Raw genomic sequence first — 24,679 nt, 5'->3', positions numbered from 1 at the left:
ACCCGTCCGACGGAAGGCCGCCCGTGTCCGATATCGCCGCCGCCCCGGCGACCCCGATCCAGGCCGACCAGATCCGGGCCGACCAGATCCGGGCCGACCCGATCCCGGCCGACCAGATCCCGGCCGACCAGATCCCGGCCGACCCGGACCCTGCTGCCCCGATCCCGGCCGATCCGACTTCTGCCGACCCGATTGCTGCCCCGGTCCCTGCTGCCTCGGTCCCTGCTGCCCCGGTCCCTGCCGAACCGTTCCTGGTGAGCGCGCCCGGGGTCTACCGCCCGCAGTCCGACACCGGGGTGCTGGCCGGCGCGATCATCGGCCGCGCCGCGGCCCGCGGCCGGGACGTGCTCGATCTCGGGACCGGTACCGGTGCCGCGGCGCTCGCCGCGGCCGGCTCCGGTGCCCGGTCGGTGACCGCCGTCGACCTGTCCCGGCGTGCGGTCGGGGTCGCCCGGCTGAACGCCCGGCTGCACCGGGTGCGGCTGCACCGGGCCCGGCTGCACCCGGCGCGGGTGCGCGTGCACCACGGTGACCTGTTCGCGCCGGTCCGCGGGCGGCGGTTCGGCCTGATCACCGCGAACCCGCCGTACGTGCCCTCGGCGACCGACCGGCTCGCCCGGCACCGCAGCTCCCGCAGCTGGGACGGCGGCCGCGACGGCAGGCTGCTGGTCGACCGGATCTGCGACGGTGCCGCCGAGCACCTCGTCCCCGGCGGCCTGCTGCTGCTCGTGCACGGCGGGGCCTGCGGCGCGGACCGTACGCTGGAGCGGCTCGCCGGGCACGGGCTGACCGCCCGGGTCGTCGAGCGGGTCCGGATCCCGCTCGGCCCGGTGATGCGGGCCCGGGCCGCGCTGCACGAGGCGCGCGGGCTGGCCGAGCCGGGCGCCGTCGACGAGGAGCTGGTCGTGATCGAGGCGAGCCGTGCCTGCTGAGCCCACCCGGATGACCCTGACCGACGACGGCCCCGTCCTGGTGCACGGCCCGGTCGAGATCGAGACCGCCGACGGGCGCCGGATCCGGTCCGACCGCCCGGTGACGGCGGTCTGCACCTGCCGCCGCACCCGGCGGCCCCCGTTCTGCGACACCAGCCACCGCACCCGCGTCCGGGAGGGGGAGCGGACATGACGGTCCGGCATCCGGCCCCGCGCACCGGTCTCGCGCCGCTGCCGGCCGCCCGCGGCCCGCTGTCCGCGACGGTGCTGGAGCTGCTGCGCGGCGGGGACCCGGCGCCCGGCGGGGACCCGGCGACCGCCGACCCGTACGGCGACGACCTGCAGCTCGCCCTGCACTGCTGCTACGAGCTGCACTATCGCGGCTTCGCCGGCGTCGACGACGACCGGGAGTGGGACCCGCGGCTGCTGACCCTGCGGGTCGCGCTGGAGGACCGGTTCCTGGCCGCGCTGCGCGCCGACGTCCCGCCCGGCGACGACGTCGCCGGCACCGTCGAGGCGCTGCTCGTCGAGCCGGTCGGCCCGGCCGCGGAGACCGGGGTCTCGCACCACCTGCACCGCACCGGGGAGCTGTGGCAGCTGCGCGAGTACGTCGCGCACCGCTCGGTGTACCACCTCAAGGAGGCCGATCCGCAGGCCTGGGTGATCCCGCGGCTGCCGGACGCCGCCAAGGCCGGGCTGGTCACCGTCGAGCACGACGAGTACGGCGCGGGCGATCCGGCCCGCATGCACGCGGTCCTGTTCGCCGACATGATGCGCGAGCTCGGTCTGTCCGCCGAGTACGGCCACTACGTCGACGCGGTACCCGCGGAGACCCTCGCCGAGGTCAACTTCATGACGCTGTGCGGCCTGCGGCGCAGCCTGCGCGGCGCGCTCGTCGGCCAGTTCGCGCTGGTGGAGCTGACCTCGTCGCCCGGGTCCGAACGGCTGGTCCGCGGGATGCGCCGGCTCGGCTGCGGCGCGGCGGCGATCCGGTTCTACGACGAGCACGTGGAGGCCGACGCGGTGCACGAGCAGGTCGTCCGGCGCGGCGTCCTCGCCCCGCTGCTGGCCGCCGAGCCCGCGCTCGCCGCGGACGTGGTGTTCGGGATCCGGGCGGCCGGGTTCCTCGGCGACCGGCTCGGCGAGCTGCTGCTGCGGCACTGGTCGGCGGGCCGGACCAGCCTGCGCGCGGCGCTGCCGGACGGGGCGGCCCGGTGAGCGTCGTCGAGCTGGAGTCCGGCCCCGCGTTCTGGGACGACGTCGACGGGCTGCGGGCCTGCCTCACCGAGCCGGTCCCGCGGATCCCGCCCTGGTTCGGCTACGACGAGCGCGGCTCGGAGCTGTTCGAGCGGATCACCGAGCTGCCGACGTACTACCTGACCCGCGTCGAGTGGGACCTGCTGCGCCGGCACGGCGACGACATCGCGGCCCGGCTCGGCTGCGGCCGGGTCGCCGAGCTCGGGTCCGGCAGCGCGAAGAAGACCCGCCTGCTGCTGGCGGCGTGCGCCGCGCAGCGGCCGACCCACTACCTGCCCGTCGACGTCAGCCGGGAGATGCTCGAGCACAGCGCCGGGCGGCTGCGCGACGTGCCCGGCCTGACGGTGACCGGCCTGTGGGGCCGCTACGAGGCGGGCCTCGACCGGCTCCGCGACGACCCGGACGGCCCGCTGGCGGTGCTGTTCCTCGGCGCCAACATCGGCAACACCACCCCGGACGAGCGGTCGGCGCTGCTCGCCCGGATCGCCGCCGCGCTGCGCCCCGGCGACGCGTTCGCCGTCTCGGCCGACCTGCTCAAGCCCGGCCCGGTGTTCGAGACCTGCTACAACGACCCGCCCGGGCACACCGCGTTCGCCGAGTTCCGGCTCAACCATCTCGCGCATCTCGCCCGGCGCTTCGGCGGCCGGGTCGACCTGGCCGACTTCCACGCGCTCGCCCACTACGACCCGCACGACGAGGTCGTCGAGGGCCGGCTGTGGGCGCGCCGGGACCGGCGCGTCGCGCTGCCCGACCTGGGCCTGTCGCTGGACCTGCGCCGCGGCGAGGGGATCAACGTCGGGTTCTCCGCCAAGTTCGACCGCGACCGCTTCCGCCGGGACGTCGAGCGGCACGGCCTGCGCGCCGAGGCCGAGTGGACCGACGACGAGCAGGGCTACGGCATCTTCCTGTTCCGGCGCTGATCCCGGCCCCGCCGGTCAGACCGGCCGCTCGTCGTCCGGCTCGGTGCGCACCGGCCGCAGCCCGCGCCGCGGCGGCGCGTCGCGGCGGCCTGCCGCGGCCGGCTCGTCACCGGCGCCGGGACCGGGGTCGGGACCGGCGCCGGGGTCGGGACCGGTGCCGGTGTCGTCACCGGGGTCGGTGCCGGGGTCCGGGAAGCGGGCGGTGAGCGCCTCCAGGGTGTCCCGGATCGAGTCGCCGATCCGGGCGTGCGACCCGGCCTCGTCGACCAGGACGGCGGCGAACTCCGGCACCGTCATCCCGTCCTGCCCGGCGGCGCGGCGCAGCCACCGGGCGGCGTCGTCCTCGTCGAGCGTGTAGCGCTCCATCACGATCCCGGTGGCCCGCTCGACGCCCGCGGCGCCGGGCGGCCGGCCGGCCCCGGCGCGCGGCCCGGGAGCCGGTCCGGGCTCGTGCAGCAGCATCGCCGCCTGCAGCCCGAACAGCCCGGCGGCCAGCCGGGCCCCGGCCCCGAACACCCCGGGCGCCGGCGAGCAGAGGGCGAGCACCCCGCGCCGCCCGCGGTCCAGCGAGAGCCGGACCGACATCATCGAGCGGTACCCCGACCGCACCGCGGCCGGTGCGAAGCGCGGCCACCGGCGGGCGTCCCGGCCGCCGAGGTCGTCGGCGAGGACGATCCCGGTGGGCGGCGGATCGTCGGCGACGGTGAGCGAGGGCCCCTCGGCCAGGTCGGCCTGCAGCCGGTCGAGGCGGCGCACGTCGTCGCTGGTGGCGTGCGTGGTGCGCAGCACGCCGTCCGGTTCGATCCGGGCGATCCCGCCCGCGGTGGCCCCGGCGATCGTGCCGACCGCCGAGTCGAGGAGGCAGGCGAGCGAGGCGCGGCCGGTGCGGGTCCCGTCGGCGCCGGCGACGAAGCGGCTCGCGGTCCGCAGGGCCGCCACGATCTGGTCGTGGTCCGGCTGACGCATCCGACTCACCTCGGGCTGCGGACGGCGGTGCGTCCGGGGCGCGGACTCGAGGTATCACCGACCTTGTCGTTCACCGTACAACCCGTGCGCTGCCTGTCCATCCGGAGCGAGATCGGCCCGGTTCGGTGTGTGGCGAAATCCATCGTTGACGCGTGCCCGTCGCGCCCCCATCCTACGGTTGCGTAATACATAGCGGGTTCCGCGATGCGCAACGTGGAGGTAACAATGATCTTCGTGGGCGAGCTGTCCGACATCCCGGTCGGGGAGTCCGTTCGGATCCACGGCGAGGTCCCGATCGCCGTGTTCAACGTCGACGGGGAGCTGTTCGCGATCGACGACACCTGCACCCACCAGGACGCGTCGCTCTCCGACGGCTGGCTGGAGGGGTGCGCGGTCGAGTGCCCGCTGCACGCCGCCTGCTTCGACCTGCGGACCGGCCGGCCCAGCGGTCCGCCGGCCAAGACCCCGGTGCGCACGCACACGGTGCTGGTCGACGACGGCCGGGTCTACGTCCGCGAGTCCGCGCCGGTCGTGACCGCCCAGTCCGTCCGGCCCGCCGAGGCCGGCCACTACGCTGAGGCCGGCCACTACATCGACGAGGTCGCGAGCTGATGCCGGGCCCGGTCGGGCCGATCCGCTCGGTCACCGTGGTCGGCGCCTCGCTCGCCGGCCTGGCCGCGGTGCGGGCCCTGCGCGCGCAGGGCTTCGCGGGCCCGGTCACCGTCGTCGGGGCCGAGCGGCACGCCCCCTACGACCGCCCGCCGCTGTCCAAGGGCTACCTCGCGGGCACCGTGCCCGACGAGGACCTGGAGCTCACCGGCCCGGACGACGCCGCGCTCGGCGTGCAGTGGCGGCTCGGCTGCACCGCGGTCGGGTTCGACGGCCCGGGCCGGGTCGTCGCCCTCGACGACGGCACCGAGCTGGCCGCCGACGCGGTGGTGCTGGCCACCGGTGCCCGGGCCCGCCCGCTGCCCGGGCCGGTCCCGGGCGGTGTGCACACGCTGCGCACGCTCGACGACGCCCGCGCGCTGCGGGCCGACCTGGCGACCGCCCGGCGGCTGGTGGTGATCGGCGCCGGGTTCGTCGGCGCCGAGGTCGCCTCGACCGCGGCCGGGCTCGGGATCGGGGTCGACGTCGTCGAGCTGGCCGCGGTGCCGTTGCAGCGCGCGCTCGGCGCCGAGATGGGCGAGGTCTGCGGGCGCCTGCACGAGGCGAACGGGGTGCGTCTGCACCGGGGGGTGGGCGTCGAGCGGCTGCTCGGCTCGCCCCGGGTGACCGGCGTCCGGCTGGCCGACGGCCGCGAGCTGCCCGCGGACGTCGTGCTCGCCGGGATCGGCGCGGTGCCGAACACCGAGTGGCTGGCCGGTTCCGGGCTCACCCTCGACGACGGCGTCGTCACCGACGCGCGGGGGATGACCGGCCTGCCGGGGGTGGTCGCGGTCGGCGACTGCGCCAACTCGCACCGGGACTACACCGGCGGCCTGCTCCGGCTCGAGCACTGGACCAACGCGCTGCAGCAGCCCGCGGTCGCGGTGGCCGCGCTGCTCGGCACCGAGCACGCGCTGCCCGCGCACCACGTCGTGCCGTACTTCTGGTCCGACCAGTACGGCAGCCGGATCCAGTTCGCCGGGCACCGCGCGCCGGACGGCCGGGTCCGGCTGGTCGAGGGCGAGCCGGACGGCCCCGGCGGGTTCGTCGCCGTGTTCGACGACGCCGCGGGGGAGCCGGTCGGGGTGCTCGGGATCGACCGGCCGCGCCCGTTCGGCGGCTGGCGCAGGCGGCTGGCCGCGCGCGGGTAGCCCGTTGACCCCGGAACCCACGCCTGCCACGCTGCCGACAATTGATATATCAGTCTGCAAGATCAGATATCTGAGGTGACCGCATGAGCAGTCCCGAGCCGGTGGGGCTCCCCGAGCACCCCGACGTCCTCTGGCGCAACCCGGAACCGAAGCGGCACTACGACGTCGTGATCGTCGGCGGCGGCGGGCACGGCCTGGCCACCGCCCACTACCTGGTGCGCAACCACGGCATCACCAGCGTCGCCGTCCTGGAGCGGGGCTGGCTGGCGGGCGGGAACATGGCCCGCAACACCACGCTCATCCGGTCCAACTACCTCTGGGACGCCTCCGCCGCGATCTACGAGCACGCGCTGCAGCTCTGGGAGGGGCTGGAGGACGATCTCGGCTACCCGATCCTGTTCTCCCAGCGCGGCGTGCTGAACCTCGCGCACACCGAGCAGGACGTGCGCGACTCGGTGCGCCGGGTGGAGGCCAACCGGCTCAACGGGATCGACGCCGAGTGGCTCGAACCGGACGACGTCGCCAAGCTCTGCCCGATCCTCAACGTCTCCGGCGACATCCGGTACCCGGTGCTCGGCGCGACCCACCAGCCGCGCGCCGGCATCGCCAAGCACGACTACGTCGCGTGGGGGTTCGCCCGGCGGATCGACGAGGCGGGCGTCGACCTGATCCAGGACTGCGAGGTCACCGGCTTCGACACCGACGGCGACACCGTCACCGGGATCCGCACCACCCGCGGCGACATCGGCTGCGGCCGGGTCGCGCTGTGCGCCGCCGGGCACACCTCGACGCTGCTCGACCGGCTCGGGATCCGCGCCCCGTTGCAGTCGCACCCGCTGCAGGCGCTGGTCTCGGAGCTGCTGGAGCCGGTGCACCCGACGGTCGTCATGTCCAACGCGGTGCACGTCTACGTGTCCCAGGCGCACAAGGGCGAGCTGGTGATGGGCGCCGGGATCGACTCCTACACCGGGTACGGGCAGCGCGGCGCGTTCCACGTCATCGAACGCCAGATGGCCGCCGCGGTCGAGCTGTTCCCGGTGTTCGCGCGGGCGCACCTGCTGCGCACCTGGGCCGGGATCGTCGACACCACGCCGGACGCGTCGCCGATCGTCGGCCGCACCCCGTTCACGAACCTCTACCTCAACTGCGGCTGGGGGACCGGTGGGTTCAAGGCGACCCCCGGCCTGGGCTGGTGCCTGGCGCACCTGATCGCGCACGACGAGCCGCACCCCTACATCGCCCCGTTCGGCCTGGACCGGTTCGTGACCGGCGCGCTGGTCGACGAGCACGGCGCCGCCGCCGTGGCGCACTGAGCACCGCACCGGAGACAAGGAGTCCGATCGTGCAACTCATCGACTGCCCCTGGTGCGGCCCCCGCGAAGAGGTCGAGTTCCACCACGGCGGCCCGGCGCACGTCGCCTACCCGGCCGACCCGTCCGCGCTCACCGACGAGCAGTGGGCGCACTTCGTGTTCTTCCGGGACAACCCGAAGGGCCCGGTCGCCGAGCGCTGGAACCACACCGCGGGCTGCCGCCGCTGGTTCAACGCGGTCCGCGACACCGTCACCTACCGCTTCCTCGCCGTGTACCCGGCGGGCGCACCGCGCCCCGAGCTGCCCGGGGCCCGGACATGACCCGGGTGCCCGGCCACGGCCGGATCGACCGCAGCCGCACGCTCAGCTTCACCGTCGACGGCGTCACCCGCACCGGGCACCCCGGCGACACCCTCGCCTCGGCGCTGCTCGCCCACGGCGTCCGGGTGCTCGGTTCCAGCGTGAACCTCGGCCGGCCGCGCGGCATCGTCACCGCCTGGACCGACGACCCGGCGGGGCTCGTCCAGATCGAGGAGCCGTTCCCGGAGCCGATGCTGCAGGCCGCCGCCGTCGAGCTCTACGACGGGCTGGTCGCCCGCAGCCTGCGCGGCCGCGGCCGGCTCGCCGCCGTCCCCGACACCCACCGCTACGACCACCGGCACGCGCACTGCGACACGCTCGTCGTCGGCGCCGGCCCGGCCGGGCTGCTCGCCGCGCGGACCGCCGCCCGCCGCGGCGACCGGGTGGCGCTGGTCGACGACCGCCCCGCCGCGGGCGGCTCGCTGACCCCGGCCGACCGGATCGACGGGCGGCCCGCGCCGGAGTTCGTCGACGCGGTGCTCGCCGAGCTCGCTGCGCACCCCGAGGTGCTGCACCTGCAGCGGACCACCGCCTTCGGCCACTACGACGACGGCTTCGTGCTGGCCTGCGAGCGCCGGACCGACCATCTCGGCCCGGACGCCCCGCGGCACCGGTCACGGCAGCGGGTGCACCGCATCCGGGCCGGCCGGGTGGTGATCGCGACCGGTGCGCACGAGCGCCCCGTGGTGTTCGCGAACAACGACCGGCCGGGCGTCATGCTGGCCGCCGCCGCCCGGGAGTACCTGCACCGCTACGGCGTGCTCGCCGGCCGGGAGATCGTCGTGTTCACCACCGACGACGCCGCCTACGCCGCGGCCACCGATCTCGCCGCGGCCGGGGCCCGGGTCACCCTGCTCGACGCCCGGCCGGACCTCCCGGAGCGGGCCGCGGGGTGCCGGGCCGCCGGGGTGACGGTGCGCACCGGGACGGTCGTCGTCGACACCGCGGCCGGCCCGGACGGCTCGGTCGCCGCCGCCCGGGTGCGGCCGGCCGGCGAGGCGGACGGCCCCGGCAGCTCCGGCTCCGGGACCGAGGACCTGCCGTGCGACCTGCTGCTGGTCTCCGGCGGCTGGACACCGGCGACCCAGCTGGTCGGCCAGGTGCGCACCCCGCCCGCCTTCGATCCGGCGCTCGGCGCGTTCCGGCCCGCGCAGCCGCCCGCCGGGACCGAGGTGATCGGCGCCGCGAACGGCGTCCCGGACCTGGCCGGCTGCCTGGCCGACGGCGCCGCGGCGGCCGGGGGAGACCCGGCGGCCGCGCCCCGCGCCGATCCCGGACCGCCCCGCACCCCGCCACTGCTGCTCTGGCGCACCCCGGGCGACCCGGCCCGGCAGTTCGCCGATCTCGCCCGGGACGCGACGGTCGCCGACATCGCACGCGCGGTCGGCGCCGGGCTGCGCTCGATCGAGCACGTCAAGCGGTACACGACCATCGGCACCGGGCACGACCAGGGCCGCACCTCCGGCACGGTCGCCGCCGGGATCACCGCGGAGCTGCTCGGCCGTCCGGTCGCGGAGCTCGGCGTCACCGGCTCCCGGCCGCCGTACACACCGGTCGCGTTCGCCGCGCTCGCCGGCCGGGAACGCGGCGAGCTCTACGACCCGGTCCGCACCACCCCGGTGCACCCCTGGCACGTCGCGCACGGCGCGGTGTTCGAGGACGTCGGGCAGTGGCGGCGGCCCCGCCACTATCCGCGGCCCGGCGAGGACATGGAGGCGGCCGTGCTGCGCGAGTGCGCCGCCGTCCGCTCCGGTGTCGGCATCATGGACGGCTCCACGCTGGGCACGATCGACGTGCAGGGCCCGGACGCCGGGGTGCTGCTGGACCGCGTCTACACGAACATGATGTCCACGCTGCGGATCGGCCGGGTGCGCTACGGCGTGATGTGCGGCGACGACGGCATGGTGGTCGACGACGGCACGGTCGCCCGGCTCGACGAGCACCGGTTCCTGCTCACCACCACCACCGGCAACGCCGCGCCGGTGCTGGCCGGCCTGGAGGACCGGCTGCAGACCGACTGGCCGGAGCTGCGGGTGTGGCTGACCTCGGTCACCGACCACTGGGCGGTGTTCCCGGTCGCCGGGCCGCGCTCGGCGGACCTGATGGCGGACGTGTTCGGCTGCTGCGACGTCGCGCCGGCCGCGTTCGGGTTCATGACCTGGCGGGACACCGCGCTCGACGGGGTGCCGGTCCGGCTGGCCCGGATCTCGTTCTCCGGCGAGCTGGCCTACGAGGTGAACGTCGACGCCCGGCACGCGCTCGCGGTGTGGGAGCGCCTGGTCGCCGCCGGCGCCCGGTACGGGATCACCCCGTACGGCACCGAGACGATGCACGTGCTGCGCGCCGAGAAGGGCTACCCGATCATCGGCCAGGACACCGACGGCACCGTCTCGCCGCACGATCTCGGGCTCGGCTGGGCGGTGTCGGCGACGAAGGCCGACTTCGTCGGGAAGCGCTCCTTCAGCCGGGCCGCCAACCTCGATCCGCTGCGCAGGCAGCTGGTCGGGCTGCTGCCGACCGACGCGGCGACCCGGCTGCCGGAGGGCTCGCAGATCGTCGAGTTCCGGGCCGACGGCGTGCTGCCCCCGCCGCCGGTGCCGATGCTCGGGCACGTCACCTCCAGCTACCGCAGCGCCGAGCTGGGCCGGCCGTTCGCGCTGGCGCTGCTCGCCGGCGGGCGGGACCGGATCGGCGACGTCGTGCACGTGCCGTGCGGCGGCTCGCTCGTCCCGGCCCGGATCACCGCTCCCGTCCTCGTCGATCCCGAAGGAGCCCGCCGTGACGGCTGACCCGGCAACCGGCCACCCGGTTCTGACCGCGGGAGGAGACGGTGCGCTCACCGTCACCGCCGCACCCCCCGGGCGCCTCACGAACCTGCGCCTGGACCCGCTCGGCCCGGCCGCGGACGCCGTCGCCGCGCTGCTCGGCGCCGCCCCACCGGCCCGGCCGAACACCTGGACCGCCACCGCCGACGGCCGGATCGTCTGGCTCGGCCCGGACGAATGGCTGATCAGCGGCGGCCCCGCGGAGGCCGCACTGCGCGCGGCGCTCGGCCCGCACGGCGCCGCGACCGACGTGTCCGGGCAGTGGACCGCGCTGCGGGTGCGCGGCCCGCTCACCCGCGAGCTGCTGGCGCTGGGCTGCGCACTGGACACCCATCCCTCGGTGTTCGGCGCCGGGCGGTGCGCGCAGACCACGATCGCGCACGCCCCGGTGCTGCTCGTCGTGCTCCGGCCCGGCGACGACCTGCTCGTGCACGTCCGCCCGTCGTTCGCCGGGCACCTCACCGCCTGGCTGCTCGACGCGGCCCAGGAGTTCCGGACCGACCAGGAGAGCACCCCATGAACCCTCGTGTCGTCATCATCGGAGCCGGGATCGTCGGAGCGAACCTGGCCGACGAGCTGACCCTGCGCGGCTGGACCGACGTCACCGTCGTCGACCGCGGCCCGCTGCCGCTGACCGGCGGCTCCACCTCGCACGCGCCCGGGCTGGTCTTCCAGACCAACGCCTCGCGCACCATGACCGCCTTCGCCACCTACACCGTCGAGAAGCTCGCCGGGCTGGACGCACCGGAGGGCCGGTGCTTCAACCAGGTCGGCGGCCTGGAGGTCGCCACCACCCCGCAGCGGCTCGCCGACCTGCACCGCAGGCACGGCTGGGCGACCGCACGCGGGGTGCCCGCCGCCGTCGTCGATCCGGCGGAGTGCGCCCGGCTGCACCCGCTGCTCGATCCCGGGCAGCTGCTCGGCGGCCTGCACACCCCCACCGACGGGCTGGCGAGCGCCACCCGCGCCGTCGTCGCGCTGACCGCCCGGGCCCGGGCCCGCGGCGCGGTGTTCCACGGCTCCACCCGGGTCACCGGGATCGCGCAGGCCGGCGGCCGGGTCACCGGCGTGCGGACCGACCGGGGCGACATCCCGGCCGACGTCGTCGTCTGCTGCGCCGGGTTCTGGGGCCGCGAGCTCGGGCGGCTCGCCGGGATGCGGGTGCCGCTGCTGCCGCTGGCCCACCAGTACGCCCGCACCGGCCGGGTCGAGGAGCTGGTGGGGCGCAACGGCCCGGAGACCGAGGCCCGGCTGCCGATCCTGCGCCACCAGGACGCCGATCTCTACTTCCGCGAGCACGACGACCGGATCGGGATCGGCTCCTACGCGCACCGCCCGATGCCGGTGTCGCTGTCCGAGCTGCCGGAGACCGGCGGCACCACCTCGGAGAGCGTGCAGCCCTCGATGCTGCCCTTCACCGAGGAGGACTTCGCCGGGCCGTGGGAGGACAGCCGCGAGCTGCTGCCCGCGCTGCGCTCGACGAAGGTCGAGTCCGGGTTCAACGGCGTCTTCTCCTTCACCCCCGACGGCGGCCCGCTGATCGGCGAGTCGGCCGACGTCGCCGGGTTCTGGATCGCCGAGGCGGTGTGGGTGACGCACTCGGCAGGCGTCGCCAGGGCGGTCGCGCAGCTGCTCGTCGACGGGCGCAGCGAGCTGGACCTGCACGGCTGCGACGTGCACCGGTTCGACGAGGTGGAGACGACCGACCCGTTCGTCGAGGAGACCGCGCAGCGCAACTTCGTCGAGATCTACGACGTACTGCACCCGCTGGAGCCCCGGACGTCGCCGCGGGACCTGCGGACCAGCCCGTTCCACGACCGGCAGCGCGAGCTGGGCGCGTTCTTCCTGCCGGCGCACGGCTGGGAGCGCCCGCACTGGTACGAGGCGAACGCCGCGCTGCTGCCGGAGCTGCCGCCCGACTGGCGGGCCCCGGAGCGGGACGCCTGGTCGGGCATGTTCCACTCGCCGGTCGTCGCGGTGGAGGCGTGGCGCACCCGCACCGCGGCCGGGCTGTACGACATGACGCCGCTGACCCGGATCGAGGTCGCCGGGCCGGGTGCCTGCGCGTTCCTGGACCGGCTCACCACCGGCCCGATGGACCGCTCCGTCGGCTCGGTCACCTACACCCTGATGCTCGACGACGCCGGCGGCATCCGCAGCGACCTCACCGTCGCCCGGCTCGGCGACGAGCTCTTCCAGGTCGGCGCGAACGGCAATCTCGACGTCGACCGGCTGCGCCGGGCCGCGGCCGGGGAGCCCGGGGTGAGCGTCCGCGACATCACCGGCGGCACCTGCTGCATCGGGGTCTGGGGGCCGCTGGCCCGCGACCTGGTGCAGCCGCTGACCGGCGACGACCTCTCGCACGACGGCCTGAAGTTCTTCCGGGCGCGGTCCGCGCACATCGCCGGGATCCCGGTGACCGTGATGCGGCTGTCCTACGTCGGCGAGCTCGGCTGGGAGATCTACACCGGCGCCGAGTACGGGCGGAAGCTGTGGGACGTGCTGTTCGACGCCGGCCGCCCGCTCGGCGCCGTCGCCGCCGGGCGGGCCGCGTTCAACTCGCTGCGGCTGGAGAAGGGCTACCGGTCCTGGGGCACCGACATGACCAGCGAGCACGACCCGTACCAGGCCGGGCTCGGGTTCGCCGTGCGCAGCAAGGAGACCGCCTTCGTCGGCCGGGACGCGCTGGCCGGCGTCGGCGACGACACCGTCACCCGCCGGCTGACCTGCCTGACCGTCGACGACGGGTGCAGCGTCGTGCTCGGCCAGGAGCCGGTGCTCGTCGACGGCGAACCGGCCGGGTACGTCACCTCGGCGGCGTTCGCGCACACCCTCGGCTTCCCGGTCGCCTACGCCTGGCTGCCCGCCGGGCTGCCGGTCGGGAGCCCGGTCGGGATCCGCTGGTTCGACCGGACGATCGCGGCGACGGTGGCGGCGGAGCCGCTGCTCGACCCGGGGATGACCCGGATCCGGCGGTGAGGACGCTGCTCACACGGGGACTCACACGGGGGCTCACACCGGGGCTCACACCGGGGCTCACACCACGGCCCGCACCGCCTGCTCGAAGCCCACGACGTGCTCGCGCGCCAGCCGCTCCGCCTCGTCGGCATGACCCCCGGCGACCGCCCGCAGCAGCGCCACGTGCTCGCCGACGTGCCGGTCGAAGTGCGTCATCCGGTCCAGGAACAGGCAGAAGATCCGGGTCGCCAGGTTGTCGTACCGGATCAGGGTGTCCTCCAGGTGCGGGTTCCCCGCGGCCCGGTACACCAGCCGGTGCACGTGCAGGTCCCAGCGCATCAGCGCGTCCCGGTCCAGCGACCGGACGTCGATCCGCTCCAGCCGCTCGGCGGTCTCCCGCAGCCCGTCGAGCACCGCGGGCCCGGCGTACCCGGCGGCCCGCCGCGCGGCCAGCGGTTCGAGCTGCACCCGGATCTCGGAGATGTAGGCGAGATCGGTGATGTCGACGCCGGTCGCGAACGTCCCGCGGCGCGGGTAGGAGTGCACCAGGCGGTCGGTCTCCAGCCGCTTGAGCGCCTCCCGCACCGGGGTGCGCCCGACCTGCAGGGACCGGGCGAGCGCGCTGTCGTCGATCGGGGCCAGCGGCGGGATGTCCAGCATGATCAGCCGGTCGCGGATCACGGCGTAGGCGCGGTCGGCCAGCGAGGCGTACTCCGGCTCGTCGACGTCGGGCAGCACGGTCACGCACCGGATCGTAGACCCACCACCCCCATGGCACATCACTCGTACATCAGCTGTATATCCAGGCGGGAGCCCACCGTGACCAGCTCGTTCGTCCTCACCCTCAGCTGCCCGAACCGGACCGGGATCGTGCGCGCGGTCAGCGCGTTCCTCTACGAGCACGGCGGCGACATCGGCGAGTACCAGCAGTTCGACGATCCGGTCTCGGGCCGGCTGTTCCTGCGCACCCGGGTGGCCGCCCCGGCCGGCGTGGACCTGGCCGCGGTGTCGGCCGCGTTCGAGCCGGTCGCCACCGGCTTCGGGATGGACTTCGCGTTCTCCGACGCCGCACCGGCCCGGATCCTGGTCATGGTGTCCCGGCTCGGGCACTGTCTCAACGACCTGGTGTACCGCTGGCGGGCCGGGGCGCTGGGCGCCGAGATCGTCGCCGTGGTGTCCAACCACCAGGACCTGCGGCCGATGGCCGAGTCGGCCGGGCTGCCGTTCCTGCACATCCCGGTCACGCCGGAGACGAAGCCGGAGGCCGAGGCGCGGCTGCTGCGCGCCGTCGAGTCCTACGACGCCGAGCTGGTCGTGCTCGCCCGGTACATGCAGGTGCTCTCGGACGGGACGTGCAAGGCGCTGCACGGGCGGGCGATCAACATCCACCACTCGTTCCTGCCCGGTTTCAAGGGCGCGCGCCCCTACCACCAGGCGTACCGGCGCGGGGTGAAGCTGGTCGGCGCGACCGCGCACTACGTCACGCCGGACCTCGACGAGGGCCCGATCATCGAGCAGGAGGTGATCCGGATCGACCACACGCACGATCCGGCCGCGCTGCAGACGATCGGCCGGGACGCCGAGGCGCTCGCGCTGTCCCGCGCGGTGCGCTGGCACTGCGACCGCCGGGTGCTGCTCTCCGGCGGCAGCACGGTGGTCTTCCGCTGAGCGGGCCGGGCACGGCCGGGCGGCCCGCGGGCCGCCCGGCCGCCGGATCAGCCGACGTGGCCGCGGACCCAGTCGTGGAACTCGCCGATGTGGTGCTCGCCGGGCACCAGCACCCCGCCCTTCTGGTACGCCCACGAGTCCATCGCGACCTGGCAGCGCTCGCAGGCGTCGAAGTCCTGCAGGTTGACCCGGTGGAACAGCTCGACCGAGCGCTCGATGTCGGCGCCGGAGGCGACGACGCCGGGCAGGTAGAGCCAGTCGCAGACGACCAGCGTCCGGGCCGGGGTGAGCGGGAACATCCGGTGGAACACGACGTGATCGGGCACCAGGTTGAGGAACACCTGCGGCCGGATCGTGACGGCGTAGTAGCGGCGGTCCTGCTCGGGGGTGACGCCCGGGATGCGCTCCAGACCGGCCGAGCCGTCCACGGTGAACCCCTCGACGCCCTCGCCGAACGCGGCGCCGTGCCCGACGAAGTACTGGGCGGCGAGTCCGTCGGCGAACTCGGGGAGCACCTCGGTCAGCTCGGGATGGATCGTCGCGCAGTGGTAGCACTCCATGAAGTTCTCGACGATCTGCTTCCAGTTCGCCGCGACGTCGTAGGAGATCCGGCGCCCCAGCCGCAGGTTCGCCACGTCGTAGCCGACGATCGCGTCCGGCGAGCCGAGCCGGTTCGTCACGTCGGCGATCACGGTCTCGTCGAACGACGGCGGGGTCTCGGCCAGGCACAGCCACACGTAGCCCAGCCACTCGCGCACGTGCACCCCGTGCAGGCCCCAGTCGGACTTGTCGACGTCCGGCATCGAGGACAGGTTCGGGGCGGCGACCAGCTTCCCGTCCAGGCCGTAGGTCCAGGCGTGGTACGGGCACTGGAACGAGCGCCGCACCTCGCCGCGCTCCTCGGTGCACAGCCGGGCGCCGCGGTGCCGGCACACGTTGAGGTGGGCGGCGATCCGGCCGTCCCGGCACCGGGTGACGATCACGCTCTCCCGTCCGATCTGGACGGTCTCGTACTGCCCGGGCCGCTCCAGGTCGGCGGCGAGCATCGCGCAGAACCATCCGGTGTGGAAGATCCGGTCCTGCTCGGCGCGGAAGATCTGCGGATCGGTGTAGTAGTGGCCGGCCAGGGTCTCCCGCAGGCTCGGCGGGAGAGCGCGCTCCTGCTCGACGGGGGTCGGCAGCTCACCGGTCGTCATGGCGGTGCTCCTCGGACAGGAGGGGGATGCCGGCTCCGGGCCTCGCCGCCCGTCCCGGGGGGATGTTGCGAAGTGCGCAACTCGATGTGCACTGCGCACCAAAATGGGACCGCGGCGGGCCCGGCGCTGTCAAGAGATGCGTTGCGTGACGTCATCGCCGCCCGCCCGGCGCGCCCCCGGTCAGCCGCGCAGGATCCGGGGGAGCGCGCCGCGCAGCTCGTCGAGCGAGTCGAACACGTCCTGCGCGCCGGCCCCGCGCAGCTCGTCGTCGCCGTAGCCGCCGGTCCGCACGGCGTAGGCCGGGCAGCGGGCGCCGACCGCGGCGCGCACGTCCCACACCGAGTCCCCGACGACGAACCCGGCCGATCCGGCGACCCGGCGCAGCGCGACCCGGACCAGCTCCGGATCGGGCTTGGTCCGGGTCACGTCGTCCCGGGTCAGGCACTCGCGGGCGAGCGAGCGGCCGTCGAACAGCTCCAGGTAGGCGTGCACGTGCTCGGGCGCGCCCGAGCTCGCCAGCACCACGCTCAGGCCGTACCCGCCGGACAGGTCGGCGAGCAGCTCGCGGGCCCCCGGCAGCGCCGCCACCTCGGGCAGCAGCGGCTCGAACTCCTCCTTCCAGGCGGCGCGGGCGTCGTCGCCGTGCTCGGCCTCGAAGCGGTCCCCGGCGACGGCCGGGACGAGCTGGTCGCCGCCCATCCCGACGGCGCGGTGCAGCTGCCACAGCGGCACCGTGCGGCCGAACCGGCGCAACGCCCGGGACCAGGCGATCGCGTGCTGGTAGTTGGTGTCGACGAGGGTCCCGTCGACGTCGATCACCGCGGTGTCCGGCGTGGTCATCCGCCCCGCGTACCCGGTCCGGGCCGGTCCACTCCGCCGGTTCTCAGCCCGCGCCGCTCCCGATCGACTCGTCGATCACCGTCCGGGCCACCTGCCACAGCTTGTTGTTCGTCACCTGGGAGAGCTCGCGCAGCAGCGCGAACGCCTCGTCCGGGCCGCAGCCACGGGTGGCCATCAGCACGCCCTTCGCCTGCTCGATCACGACGTGCCGGTCGAACCGGTGCCGCAGCCTGCGGTTCTCCGCGGCGACCTCCCTGGCCAGCGCGGTCGCGCTGATCGGGTCCGCGGCGGGCCCGTCCGCCGGCCCGTCCGCGGGCCCGGGCTCCGGGAGCGGCCCGCCGCGCCGCCGGGCCCACAGCTCGGTGACGTCCTCGACGTGCACCAGGACCCCGATCGTCCGGTCCGCCGCGTCGCGCACCGGCGAGTTCACCGCCACCCACAGCTTCCGCAGGTGCCCCGATCCGGCCCGGGGCGCCGGGATGTCGTAGCGCTGCAGACCCATGTGGTCCCGCTCGCCGCTGCGCAGCACCCGCAGCAGCGACGCGGTCAGCCGGGCGACGCCGTCCGAGCCGGGCCGCTGCGGATCGTCGGGCAGCACGTCGAACAGCAGCCGGCCGTCGAGCTCGCCGGGCTCGCGCTGGGTCACCGCGTGGTAGGCCGGGTTCGCCGCGTGCACCCGCAGCTCCCGGTCCAGGATCAGGTACGGGGACCGGGTCGCGTGGAACAGCGGGCCGTCGTGGACGGCGCGCAACGCCCGTGCCTCGGCTCCGGATCGCATCTGACCTCCGCGGGGCCGCCGGCGGCGCCACGGCGGTCCCGGCGGACGACGCGTCGTCGGGACCCGGGACCGGGCGCGTGACCGGCAGCGCCCTGGTGCGCTGTCGGACTCCCCGGCCCGGCCGTCGCGGGCGGGCCCGGGAAGCGGGCCGGTCGATCCGGCCTCGGGGCGACGCCCCCGGGGCCGCTGGGCCCCGGGTGCTCGGGGCGAATCTAGGACAGTCGACGGCCCCCCGGCAACGCGGTGCCCCGGCCGGACCACGGCCGGGCGACTCCGCTGCGGACGGTCACCGGCCGTCCGGCCGTCCGGTCGACGTCGCCCCGCGCCGGACGAGTTCGGTGCCCCGCTCGTGGTCGCCGTCGGCGAGATGGGTGGCCACCCCGCAGACGACGCCGCCGGACCGGTACCAGGCGGTGAACCCGCCGCCGTCGTGCGACTCGAGCGCGACCTCGTCGAACCCGTCGCCCCAGGCGGTGTACTTGAGCGTGCGGTCGCCGATCACGGTCCAGAACCCGGGCGGGGAGTCCCAGCGGGCGTCGCCGCCTGCGGCGGTCGTCCCGGCGACCGTACCCATCGCCTCGGCCTCCCCCCAGTGCTCGACGGCCAGGTGCCTGCCGGCGGCGGCGTTGTACGCCAGCGCGACGTCCCCGGCGGCGAACACGCCGGGGGCGGAGCTGCGCATCCGCTCGTCGACGACCACCCGGCCGGACCGCACCGCGATCCCGGCGTCCGCGGCGAGCCCGGCCCGCGGGGTCGCCCCGGCCGCGACCAGCACCACGTCGGCGAGCTCGGGCTCGGCGTCGCGCAGCTGCACCACCCGGCCGGACGCGGTCGTCCCGATCCCGGTGACCTCGGCGCCGCCGCGCAGCGTGACGCCCTCCTCGGCCAGCCAGCCGGCGAGCCGGTCGCCGACCGCGTCGCCGAGCCGGGCCGCCTGCGGCACCCGCTCGTCGCTGCACACGGTGACCCGCAGCCCGCGCCGGGCCAGCGAGGCGGCCGCCTCGCAGCCGATGAACCCGGAGCCGACGACGATCGCCGATCCGGCGTACCCGATCCGCTCGTCCAGGGTCCGGGCGTCGGCGAGGGTGCGCAGGTACAGCGCGGTGTCCGCGCCGGGGACCGGCAGCGCGGCGGCCGCCGATCCGGTGGCGAGCAGGCACTGCCGGAAGGCGACGGTGCCGCCGTCGTCGAGCCGGGCCAGCCGGTCCGCGACGGACAGCGACTCGACGCGGCGCCCGGTGCGGACCTCGGCCCCGGTCCGGCCGGGGAGCAGCAGGTCCGGCCCGTCGGTCCCGCCGCGCAGCAGCTCCTTGGACAACGGGGGCCGGAAGTAGGGCGGGGTGTCGTCGTCGGAGACCAGCAGGACCGGGCCGGGGCCGCCGTGCTCGCGGTAGGCGATCGCCGCGTGGTGTGCGGCGGGGCCGCCGCCGACGATCAGCAGCCCGGCCGTCGTGACGGGCGCGTTCATGCCACCGGGCTACCCGCGGCCCGGGGTTCGACACCTGCGTGCCGGGCCAGCAGGTCGGCGAGCCCGCCGCGGGCCCGCCCGGTGGTCCGGGCGCTGGTCCGGACGTCGCCGACCGGGCCGGGGAGCACCCGGTACCCGCCGGCCCGCAACCGGGCGACGATCCCGTGGTCCTCCCCGCAGTCGATCTCGGGGAAGCCGCCCACGCCGGTGTACGCGGTCGCCCGCACCCCGAGGTTCGCCGCGTACACCGGTCGGTCCGGTGGCGGCGGCTCGCCGGGCGGCACCGGGTAACCGGGCAGGTCGAGCACCACCCCGCCGATCACCGCGTCCGCGCCGGCGTCGGCGCGCAGCAGATGGCCGCGCACCCAGCCGGGCCGCACGGTGCAGTCGGCGTCGGTGCTGAGCAGCCAGGTCCGGCCGGGCCCGGTGCCGGACGGCCCGAGCAGCCCGAGCACCGCGTCCGCGGCCCGGCCCCGGGTCGCGCCCACCGGGGCGGCCGGCTCGCCCGGCCGGGTCTCCAGCACGGCGTGCCGCACCCGGGCGCCGGCCGGGTGCCGGGCGATCGCGTCCCGGGCCCGGTCCGCGGTGCCGTCCGAGCACCGGTCGGCGAGCACGCACAGCGCGCGCACCCGCAGCCCGGGGACGGCGTCCAGCGCGGTGAGCACGGACCGGACGCAGGCGCCGACGGTCGCCGCCTCGTCGTGCGCGGGAACCAGCACGCCGACGGCCTCGACCGGCCTCACCGGTGGCGCACCACGTGCAGCAGGAAGTCCTCGTCGAGGTGCTCGACGAGCGGGGTGAACCGGTCGTCGCCGACGATCCGCCGGTGCACGGCGGCACCGTCGGCCGGCGCCTCGGCGGGCCACTGCCGCCAGTGCGCCACCACCAGGTCGCCGTCCCGGCGCAGCGCCGCGGCGGCCCGGTCGAGCACCGCGTCGATCCGCTCCGGCGGCAGGTAGTAGAGCAGCTCGGAGAGCACGATCAGGTCGGCGCCGTCCGGCAGCGCCCGCGGGTCGTCCACGTCGGACCGGGACACCCGGGCCGACGGCAGGCCGGCGACCCGCGCCGCGGCGGCCGCCACCGCCTCCTCGACGGCGTCGGTGGCGACCAGCCGGTCGCAGCGCCCGGCGAGTGCGTGGGTCAGCTCGCCCAGCCCGCAGCCGGGCTCGGCGGCCAGCCGGTAGCGTTCCCGGGGCAGCGCGGCGAGCAGCACGTCCCGCTTGCGGCGCTCGTACCAGGAGGTCCGCACCTGCCACGGGTCCGCGCCGTCGCGGTAGAGGCCGGCGAACAGCTCGATCGGCGCGCCGTCCGCGGACGGTTCCCGGAAGTAGATCTCGCGGTGGCCCAGGAAGTGCGTGAGCGTCGCCGCGGAGAGCACCGGGCGGTGCCCGCCGGGCGGGACCGTGCGCTGCGAGACGTGCGCGTCGAGCGCGCGGCGCTTCGCCGCCCGGTCGGCCTCGGAGAGCCGCAGCCGGTAGCCGCGGTCCCAGGGGACGACCGGATCGGTCGGGTCGAACCGGGTGCGCGCCCAGATCGGGAAGCCGAACCCGCGCGCGGACACCGGCGCGGCCGCGACGCAGGCCCGGCCGACGGCGGCGTGATCGGGATGCGGGTCCTCCCGCCACGGCGAGATCCAGGCGTCGGCGCCGGCCAGCAGCGGGCCCAGCGCCGCGGTCAGCTCGTCGGTGCGCAGGCCGGAGTCGGGCATCCCGAGCCGGTGCACGGTGGCCGGGACCTCCAGCGCGGCGAGCGCGTCGGCCAGCTCGCGCAGCCGGGTGCGGGCCAGCGCGGCCCGGTCGGTGCCGGTGACCTCGGGCAGCGCGGCCTCGCCGTCGCTGGCCAGCACCAGCTCCACGGTGCCGCCCGCGGCCGCGACCGCGCGGAGCAGCCCGGCGGCGCCCAGGGTCTCGTCGTCGGGGTGCGCGCTGACCACGACCAGCCTGCGGAAGCCGGACGGGTCCAGCTCGCGGTGCGCGAGGGTCTCGGCGGCGTCCTCCCAGACGTCCGCGGTGTGCCGCGGCTCCATCACGCGGCCCCGCCCAGCAGGAGCCTGCCCAGCTCGGCCCGGTCCCGGTCGCCGTGGTGCTGGCGCAGGTAGACCTGCAGGTCGGCGAGCCGGGCGGTGAGCCCGGCGGACCCGGCGAGGGTGCTCACCCCGGCGCACTCCGGGGCGGCGTCGAGCACCGTGCGGCAGGCCCGTTCGACGGCGGCCCGCACGGTCGCGACCGCGCCGTGCTGCGGATCGTCCGGCTCCGCGTCGATCCGCGCGGCGGTGGCGTGCAGCAGCGCGTCGGCGGCGGCGACGGCGGCGTGCATCCCGCCGAGCGCGGCGAGCCGGTGCGGGTCGCCGGATCCCGGCCCGCCGGTCCCGGGCCGCAGCGCGGCGGCGATCTCGTCGACGATCCCGGCGGCGCCGCCGAGCCAGACCGCGGCCACCCCGGCGCCGCCGTGCGCGAAACCGGGCCGGTCGGTGTAGGCGTCCGGGCCGCCGAGCACGGCGCCCGGCGGGACCGGCACGTCGTGCAGCACGACGTCGTGGGTGTCGGCGGCCGCCATCCCGGGCGCCCGCCAGCTGCCGGCGCGCCGCTCGACGCGCGGGTCGTGCAGGTCGAGCTCCACCAGCCGGGTGCTCCCGTCGTCCGCGCCGGCGACGAGAAGTGCCCGGTCCAGCACGTGGGTGCCGGAGCAGAACCGGAGGGTGCCGGTCAGCCGCGGCCCGCCGGTGCCGGTGCCGGGGTCGGGGCCGATCCGGGCACCGCCGCCGGCCCGGGACGCCCACACCCCGAGCCGGGCGCCCGGGCGGGCGGTCCGGCCGAACCCGGCGAGGATCGCGACCGCGTCGGTGTGCCCCTCGGCGAGCCGGGCCACCGACAGGTCGCGGCGGCCGAGCCCGGCCAGCCGGGCCCAGCGCTGGGCCGTCGCGCCGGACCCGGGCAGCGGGAGGTCGAGCTCGCCGGCGTCGACCAGTGCGGCGAGCACGGTCGCCGCGGTCACCGGGAACGGCTCGGGCGCACCGTCCGGGGCGGGAACCGGATCGAGGATCCGGCCGGTTCCGGCGACACCGGCCGGGGCGGGTTCTGAGGTGGAACGCACCCTCCCCGGATGACCGGAGATCAGCGTTCCAAACCCGTCCCGGCCGCGGCGCGGGCGAGGCCGAACCGCAGCGCGTACGGGTTGAGCCCGCGCGGCAGCGGCTGCCCGGCGTCGAACGACTCCGGCGGCAGCAGCACCGCGTGATGGTCCTCCAGCAGCGTCGCGAGCACCGTCGAGGCGACGAACAGCACCAGCTCCTGGCCCGGGCAGGCGGCGTGCCCGCCGCTGAACGGGGTCAGCATCCAGTCGTCGCGGGCGCTGCCGTCGAGCCACTGCTGCACGTCGAGCCGGTCGGCGTCGTCGCGGCGGCGGTCGTCGCGGTGCAGGAACCAGGTCGGCACCAGCAGCGACGTGCCGGCCGGCAGCGTGCCGCCGGGCCAGTCGGTGTCCGCGGTGGACTCCCGGATCAGCAGCGGGGTGGTCGGCCAGAGCCGGGTCGACTCCAGCACCGCCGAGCGCAGCACGGACAGCTCCCGCGGCCGGTCGGCGGGTCCCTCGGCCGCCATCTCGGCGCGGGCCCGCCCGCGCACCTCGGGATGGGTGGCGAGCAGCGCCAGCGCGCGCAGCGTCACCGCGGCACCCGGGTCCCAGGCGAACAGCCAGTGCCCGATCTGGTCCTCGGGGGTGGTGCCGTCGTCCGGGTCGGGTGCGGTCTGCGCGATCCGGGCGGCGAGGCTGCCCTCCTCGGCCCGCCGCAGGTGGCTGCGCACCCCGGAGGCGAAGCGTTCCCGCAGCTGCTCGCTGCGCGGCGCCAGGTGCGACCAGTTGCCGCGGCGGCGCAGCCGGGTCAGCGTGTCGGTGAGCCCGTGGTCCTCGCGGGCGCCGTCGCCGAGCACGATCCGGCGCACGATCCGCCACCAGGCGACGACGAAGGCGTCCCAGTCGAACGCCCCGGTGCGGACCGCGTCGTCGCGCAGCTGCCCGGTCTCCTGGCGGACGACGGCGGCGATGTCACCGGCCTGCGCGTGCAGCGGGGACCCGGTGTCGAGCACGGCCTCGTTGAACCGGCGGCGCTCGGCGCGGGCGGCGCCCTGCGAGATGAGCACGCCGTGCGGCTGGAAGTGGCCGAGCGCGCCGCGCTTCTCCCAGGACGCCGGGGTGAACGGCTCCGGCCCGTCCTCCAGGACCCGGCGCACCCCGGCGGCGTCGAGCACCAGCGCGCTGGGCCTGCCGGGGGCAGGGACCCGCACCGGGCCGTCGCCGTAGCGGTCGCGCAGCCGCTGCAGCAGCCGCACCGACCGGTCGTCGGTGCCGAGCCGGCCCGCGGCCGCGACGACCTTCGGCCGGCGGGCGATCACCCCCTGCGCGACGATCGGGCCGAGCGCGGTGCCCAGCAGGCGGGCGGTGTCGGCGCGGGAGAGCACCGGCAGGTCTGTGCCGGTGGGTCGGGACGGGCCGGTGGTGGTCTCGGTCCGGTTCTGCGTCGGAGCGGGCATGGTGCCCCGCTACCCGCTGTGCGCGCGCCGAATCCGGGCCCGGTGCGCCCGGTGCCCGGCCGGCCCGTCGGCCCGGTGCCCGGGCGGGGCCCACCTCTACGATCGGGCCCCATGAGTGCCAGTGCTCCCCGCAGGTCAGGTGGCGCCCGGGCGAACACCGCGCGCCGCGAGCTCGTGGAGAACGAGATCTACGAGCACGCCACCCGGCTGTTCGCCGAGCGCGGGTTCGCCGGCACCAGCCTGCAGGACATCGCCGACGCGCTCGGGATCACCCGCCCGGCCCTCTACTACTACGTCCGCAGCAAGGACGAGCTGCTCGCCAAGCTGGTCTCCGAGGTCACCGAGGGTCCGCTGGCCGATCTCGCGGAGGTCGTCGAGCGGACCGACCCGGATCCGGTCCGCAAGCTGCGCGGGGTGGTGTCGGTGCTGGTGGCGCGGCAGACCCGGCAGCCGGAGCGGTTCCGGCTGCTGATCCGCTCGGAGGCCGAGCTGCCCGCCGAGCTCACCGCGGCCTACACCGCGAGCCGCCGCTCGGTGCTCGCGGTGGTGTCCGGGGTGGTCGACGAGGGGGTGCGGGCCGGCCGGTTCCGCCCGGTCGATCCGCGGCTGGCGGCGCTCGGCGTGCTGGGCATGTGCAACTGGGTGGCCTGGTGGTTCCATCCGGGCGGCCGCGACGATCCGGCGGTGGTCGCCGAGGGGCTGGCCGACATGGCGGTCGGCGCGCTGCAGCGGGCCGACGACCGGGTCCCGGACGGCGACGGCCCGGCGGCGGCGCTGAAGCTGCTCCGCCAGGACCTGGACCACCTGGAGCGACTTCTCGACGAGTAGGTCGAACTGTTGACTCGGTCGTTTAACACTCGTACCGTCGGCC

Annotated in this window: 23 protein-coding genes; 13 read left to right on the top strand and 10 right to left on the bottom strand. The window is 76.2% G+C overall.

Translation table 11 applies throughout. The features are described from left to right. Nucleotides 1-23: 23 nt before the first annotated feature. The 4 genes from ABD160_RS22875 to ABD160_RS22860 are packed head-to-tail and all read left to right on the top strand — an operon-like array spanning nucleotide 24 to nucleotide 3,109. Nucleotides 24-932, top strand: coding sequence for a HemK2/MTQ2 family protein methyltransferase (locus ABD160_RS22875; RefSeq protein ID WP_344025815.1), 909 nt, complete (start codon nucleotides 24-26; stop codon nucleotides 930-932). A 10-nt stretch (nucleotides 933-942) separates the two neighbouring features. Next, nucleotides 943-1,125 carry a CDGSH iron-sulfur domain-containing protein gene (locus ABD160_RS22870; protein WP_425563652.1) on the top strand — a complete coding sequence of 61 codons (183 nt, stop codon included), beginning with the start codon at nucleotides 943-945 and terminating at the stop codon, nucleotides 1,123-1,125. After that, complete coding sequence (locus ABD160_RS22865; protein WP_344025811.1) at nucleotides 1,122-2,150, top strand: iron-containing redox enzyme family protein; 1,029 nt, start codon at nucleotides 1,122-1,124, stop codon at nucleotides 2,148-2,150. Before ABD160_RS22870 ends, ABD160_RS22865 begins: the two co-directional genes overlap by 4 nt. Next, nucleotides 2,147-3,109 carry an L-histidine N(alpha)-methyltransferase gene (locus tag ABD160_RS22860; RefSeq protein ID WP_344025809.1) on the top strand — a complete coding sequence of 321 codons (963 nt, stop codon included), beginning with the start codon at nucleotides 2,147-2,149 and terminating at the stop codon, nucleotides 3,107-3,109. Before ABD160_RS22865 ends, ABD160_RS22860 begins: the two co-directional genes overlap by 4 nt. Nucleotides 3,110-3,124: 15 nt before the next feature. Here the strand turns inward: ABD160_RS22860 and ABD160_RS22855 are convergent, their stop codons facing one another. Continuing rightward, nucleotides 3,125-4,075 (bottom strand): ANTAR domain-containing protein, encoded by a 951-nt coding sequence (locus ABD160_RS22855; protein ID WP_344025807.1) that lies wholly within the window; start codon nucleotides 4,073-4,075, stop codon nucleotides 3,125-3,127. A 225-nt stretch (nucleotides 4,076-4,300) separates the two neighbouring features. Here ABD160_RS22855 and ABD160_RS22850 point away from each other — a divergent pair, with 225 nt between their 5' ends. From ABD160_RS22850 to ABD160_RS22820, 7 genes are all read left to right on the top strand, one after another. Next, nucleotides 4,301-4,687, top strand: a complete 387-nt coding sequence (locus ABD160_RS22850) for a bifunctional 3-phenylpropionate/cinnamic acid dioxygenase ferredoxin subunit (protein WP_344025935.1) — start codon at nucleotides 4,301-4,303, stop codon at nucleotides 4,685-4,687. Nucleotides 4,688-4,707: 20 nt separating this feature from the next. Then, on the top strand, nucleotides 4,708-5,874 hold the full coding sequence (locus ABD160_RS22845; RefSeq protein ID WP_425563651.1) for an NAD(P)/FAD-dependent oxidoreductase: 1,167 nt from the start codon (nucleotides 4,708-4,710) through the stop codon (nucleotides 5,872-5,874). A gap of 83 nt (nucleotides 5,875-5,957) precedes the next feature. Further along, nucleotides 5,958-7,187 carry a sarcosine oxidase subunit beta family protein gene (locus ABD160_RS22840; RefSeq protein WP_344025802.1) on the top strand — a complete coding sequence of 410 codons (1,230 nt, stop codon included), beginning with the start codon at nucleotides 5,958-5,960 and terminating at the stop codon, nucleotides 7,185-7,187. Between the two features lie 29 nt (nucleotides 7,188-7,216). Then, entirely contained in the window at nucleotides 7,217-7,507 is a 291-nt protein-coding gene (locus ABD160_RS22835; protein ID WP_344025800.1) for a sarcosine oxidase subunit delta, read from the top strand. Next, nucleotides 7,504-10,335: a 2Fe-2S iron-sulfur cluster-binding protein gene (locus tag ABD160_RS22830; protein ID WP_344025798.1), complete on the top strand. Its 2,832-nt coding sequence runs from the start codon at nucleotides 7,504-7,506 to the stop codon at nucleotides 10,333-10,335. The genes ABD160_RS22835 and ABD160_RS22830 overlap by 4 nt, the downstream gene beginning before the upstream one ends. Continuing rightward, nucleotides 10,325-10,891, top strand: a complete 567-nt coding sequence (locus tag ABD160_RS22825) for a sarcosine oxidase subunit gamma (RefSeq protein WP_344025796.1) — start codon at nucleotides 10,325-10,327, stop codon at nucleotides 10,889-10,891. The genes ABD160_RS22830 and ABD160_RS22825 overlap by 11 nt, the downstream gene beginning before the upstream one ends. Further along, entirely contained in the window at nucleotides 10,888-13,350 is a 2,463-nt protein-coding gene (locus tag ABD160_RS22820) for a GcvT family protein (RefSeq protein ID WP_344025794.1), read from the top strand. The genes ABD160_RS22825 and ABD160_RS22820 overlap by 4 nt, the downstream gene beginning before the upstream one ends. A 57-nt stretch (nucleotides 13,351-13,407) precedes the next feature. Here the strand turns inward: ABD160_RS22820 and ABD160_RS22815 are convergent, their stop codons facing one another. Beyond that, nucleotides 13,408-14,109 (bottom strand): GntR family transcriptional regulator, encoded by a 702-nt coding sequence (locus tag ABD160_RS22815; RefSeq protein WP_425563650.1) that lies wholly within the window; start codon nucleotides 14,107-14,109, stop codon nucleotides 13,408-13,410. Nucleotides 14,110-14,148: 39 nt separating this feature from the next. Here ABD160_RS22815 and purU point away from each other — a divergent pair, with 39 nt between their 5' ends. Next, complete coding sequence (gene purU, locus ABD160_RS22810; RefSeq protein WP_344025790.1) at nucleotides 14,149-14,997, top strand: formyltetrahydrofolate deformylase; 849 nt, start codon at nucleotides 14,149-14,151, stop codon at nucleotides 14,995-14,997. 47 nt (nucleotides 14,998-15,044) lie between these two features. Here purU and ABD160_RS22805 read toward each other — a convergent pair whose 3' ends face one another. From ABD160_RS22805 to ABD160_RS22770, 8 genes are all read right to left on the bottom strand, one after another. Continuing rightward, entirely contained in the window at nucleotides 15,045-16,193 is a 1,149-nt protein-coding gene (locus ABD160_RS22805; RefSeq protein WP_344025788.1) for an aromatic ring-hydroxylating oxygenase subunit alpha, read from the bottom strand. A gap of 180 nt (nucleotides 16,194-16,373) precedes the next feature. Next, nucleotides 16,374-17,033 (bottom strand): HAD family hydrolase, encoded by a 660-nt coding sequence (locus tag ABD160_RS22800; RefSeq protein ID WP_344025786.1) that lies wholly within the window; start codon nucleotides 17,031-17,033, stop codon nucleotides 16,374-16,376. A gap of 43 nt (nucleotides 17,034-17,076) precedes the next feature. Then, nucleotides 17,077-17,811 carry an ANTAR domain-containing protein gene (locus tag ABD160_RS22795; protein ID WP_344025784.1) on the bottom strand — a complete coding sequence of 245 codons (735 nt, stop codon included), beginning with the start codon at nucleotides 17,809-17,811 and terminating at the stop codon, nucleotides 17,077-17,079. Nucleotides 17,812-18,097: 286 nt separating this feature from the next. Then, a complete protein-coding gene (locus ABD160_RS22790; RefSeq protein ID WP_344025782.1) occupies nucleotides 18,098-19,279 on the bottom strand; it encodes an NAD(P)/FAD-dependent oxidoreductase in 1,182 nt (393 codons plus the stop codon). Further along, nucleotides 19,276-20,022 carry a glycosyltransferase family 2 protein gene (locus tag ABD160_RS22785; protein WP_344025780.1) on the bottom strand — a complete coding sequence of 249 codons (747 nt, stop codon included), beginning with the start codon at nucleotides 20,020-20,022 and terminating at the stop codon, nucleotides 19,276-19,278. Before ABD160_RS22785 ends, ABD160_RS22790 begins: the two co-directional genes overlap by 4 nt. Beyond that, the gene (locus tag ABD160_RS22780; protein ID WP_344025778.1) at nucleotides 20,019-21,305 is read right to left on the bottom strand and encodes a PIG-L family deacetylase; all 1,287 of its coding nucleotides are present in this window, start codon (nucleotides 21,303-21,305) and stop codon (nucleotides 20,019-20,021) included. Before ABD160_RS22780 ends, ABD160_RS22785 begins: the two co-directional genes overlap by 4 nt. Next, entirely contained in the window at nucleotides 21,305-22,372 is a 1,068-nt protein-coding gene (locus ABD160_RS22775) for an acyl-CoA dehydrogenase family protein (RefSeq protein ID WP_344025776.1), read from the bottom strand. Before ABD160_RS22775 ends, ABD160_RS22780 begins: the two co-directional genes overlap by 1 nt. Before the next feature lie 20 nt (nucleotides 22,373-22,392). Next, nucleotides 22,393-23,808 (bottom strand): cytochrome P450, encoded by a 1,416-nt coding sequence (locus ABD160_RS22770; RefSeq protein WP_344025774.1) that lies wholly within the window; start codon nucleotides 23,806-23,808, stop codon nucleotides 22,393-22,395. Nucleotides 23,809-23,919: 111 nt separating this feature from the next. Between ABD160_RS22770 and ABD160_RS22765 the strand changes: the two genes are divergently transcribed. Then, nucleotides 23,920-24,636, top strand: a complete 717-nt coding sequence (locus ABD160_RS22765; RefSeq protein ID WP_344025772.1) for a TetR/AcrR family transcriptional regulator — start codon at nucleotides 23,920-23,922, stop codon at nucleotides 24,634-24,636. Nucleotides 24,637-24,679 lie beyond the last annotated feature (43 nt).

Origin of the sequence: Pseudonocardia kongjuensis, assembly GCF_039526905.1 — a bacterium.
GTDB classification, from domain to species: Bacteria; Actinomycetota; Actinomycetes; order Mycobacteriales; family Pseudonocardiaceae; genus Pseudonocardia; species Pseudonocardia kongjuensis.
The sequence above is the reverse complement of the archived record's forward strand: the minus strand, read 5'-3'. Positions and strand labels throughout refer to the sequence as shown.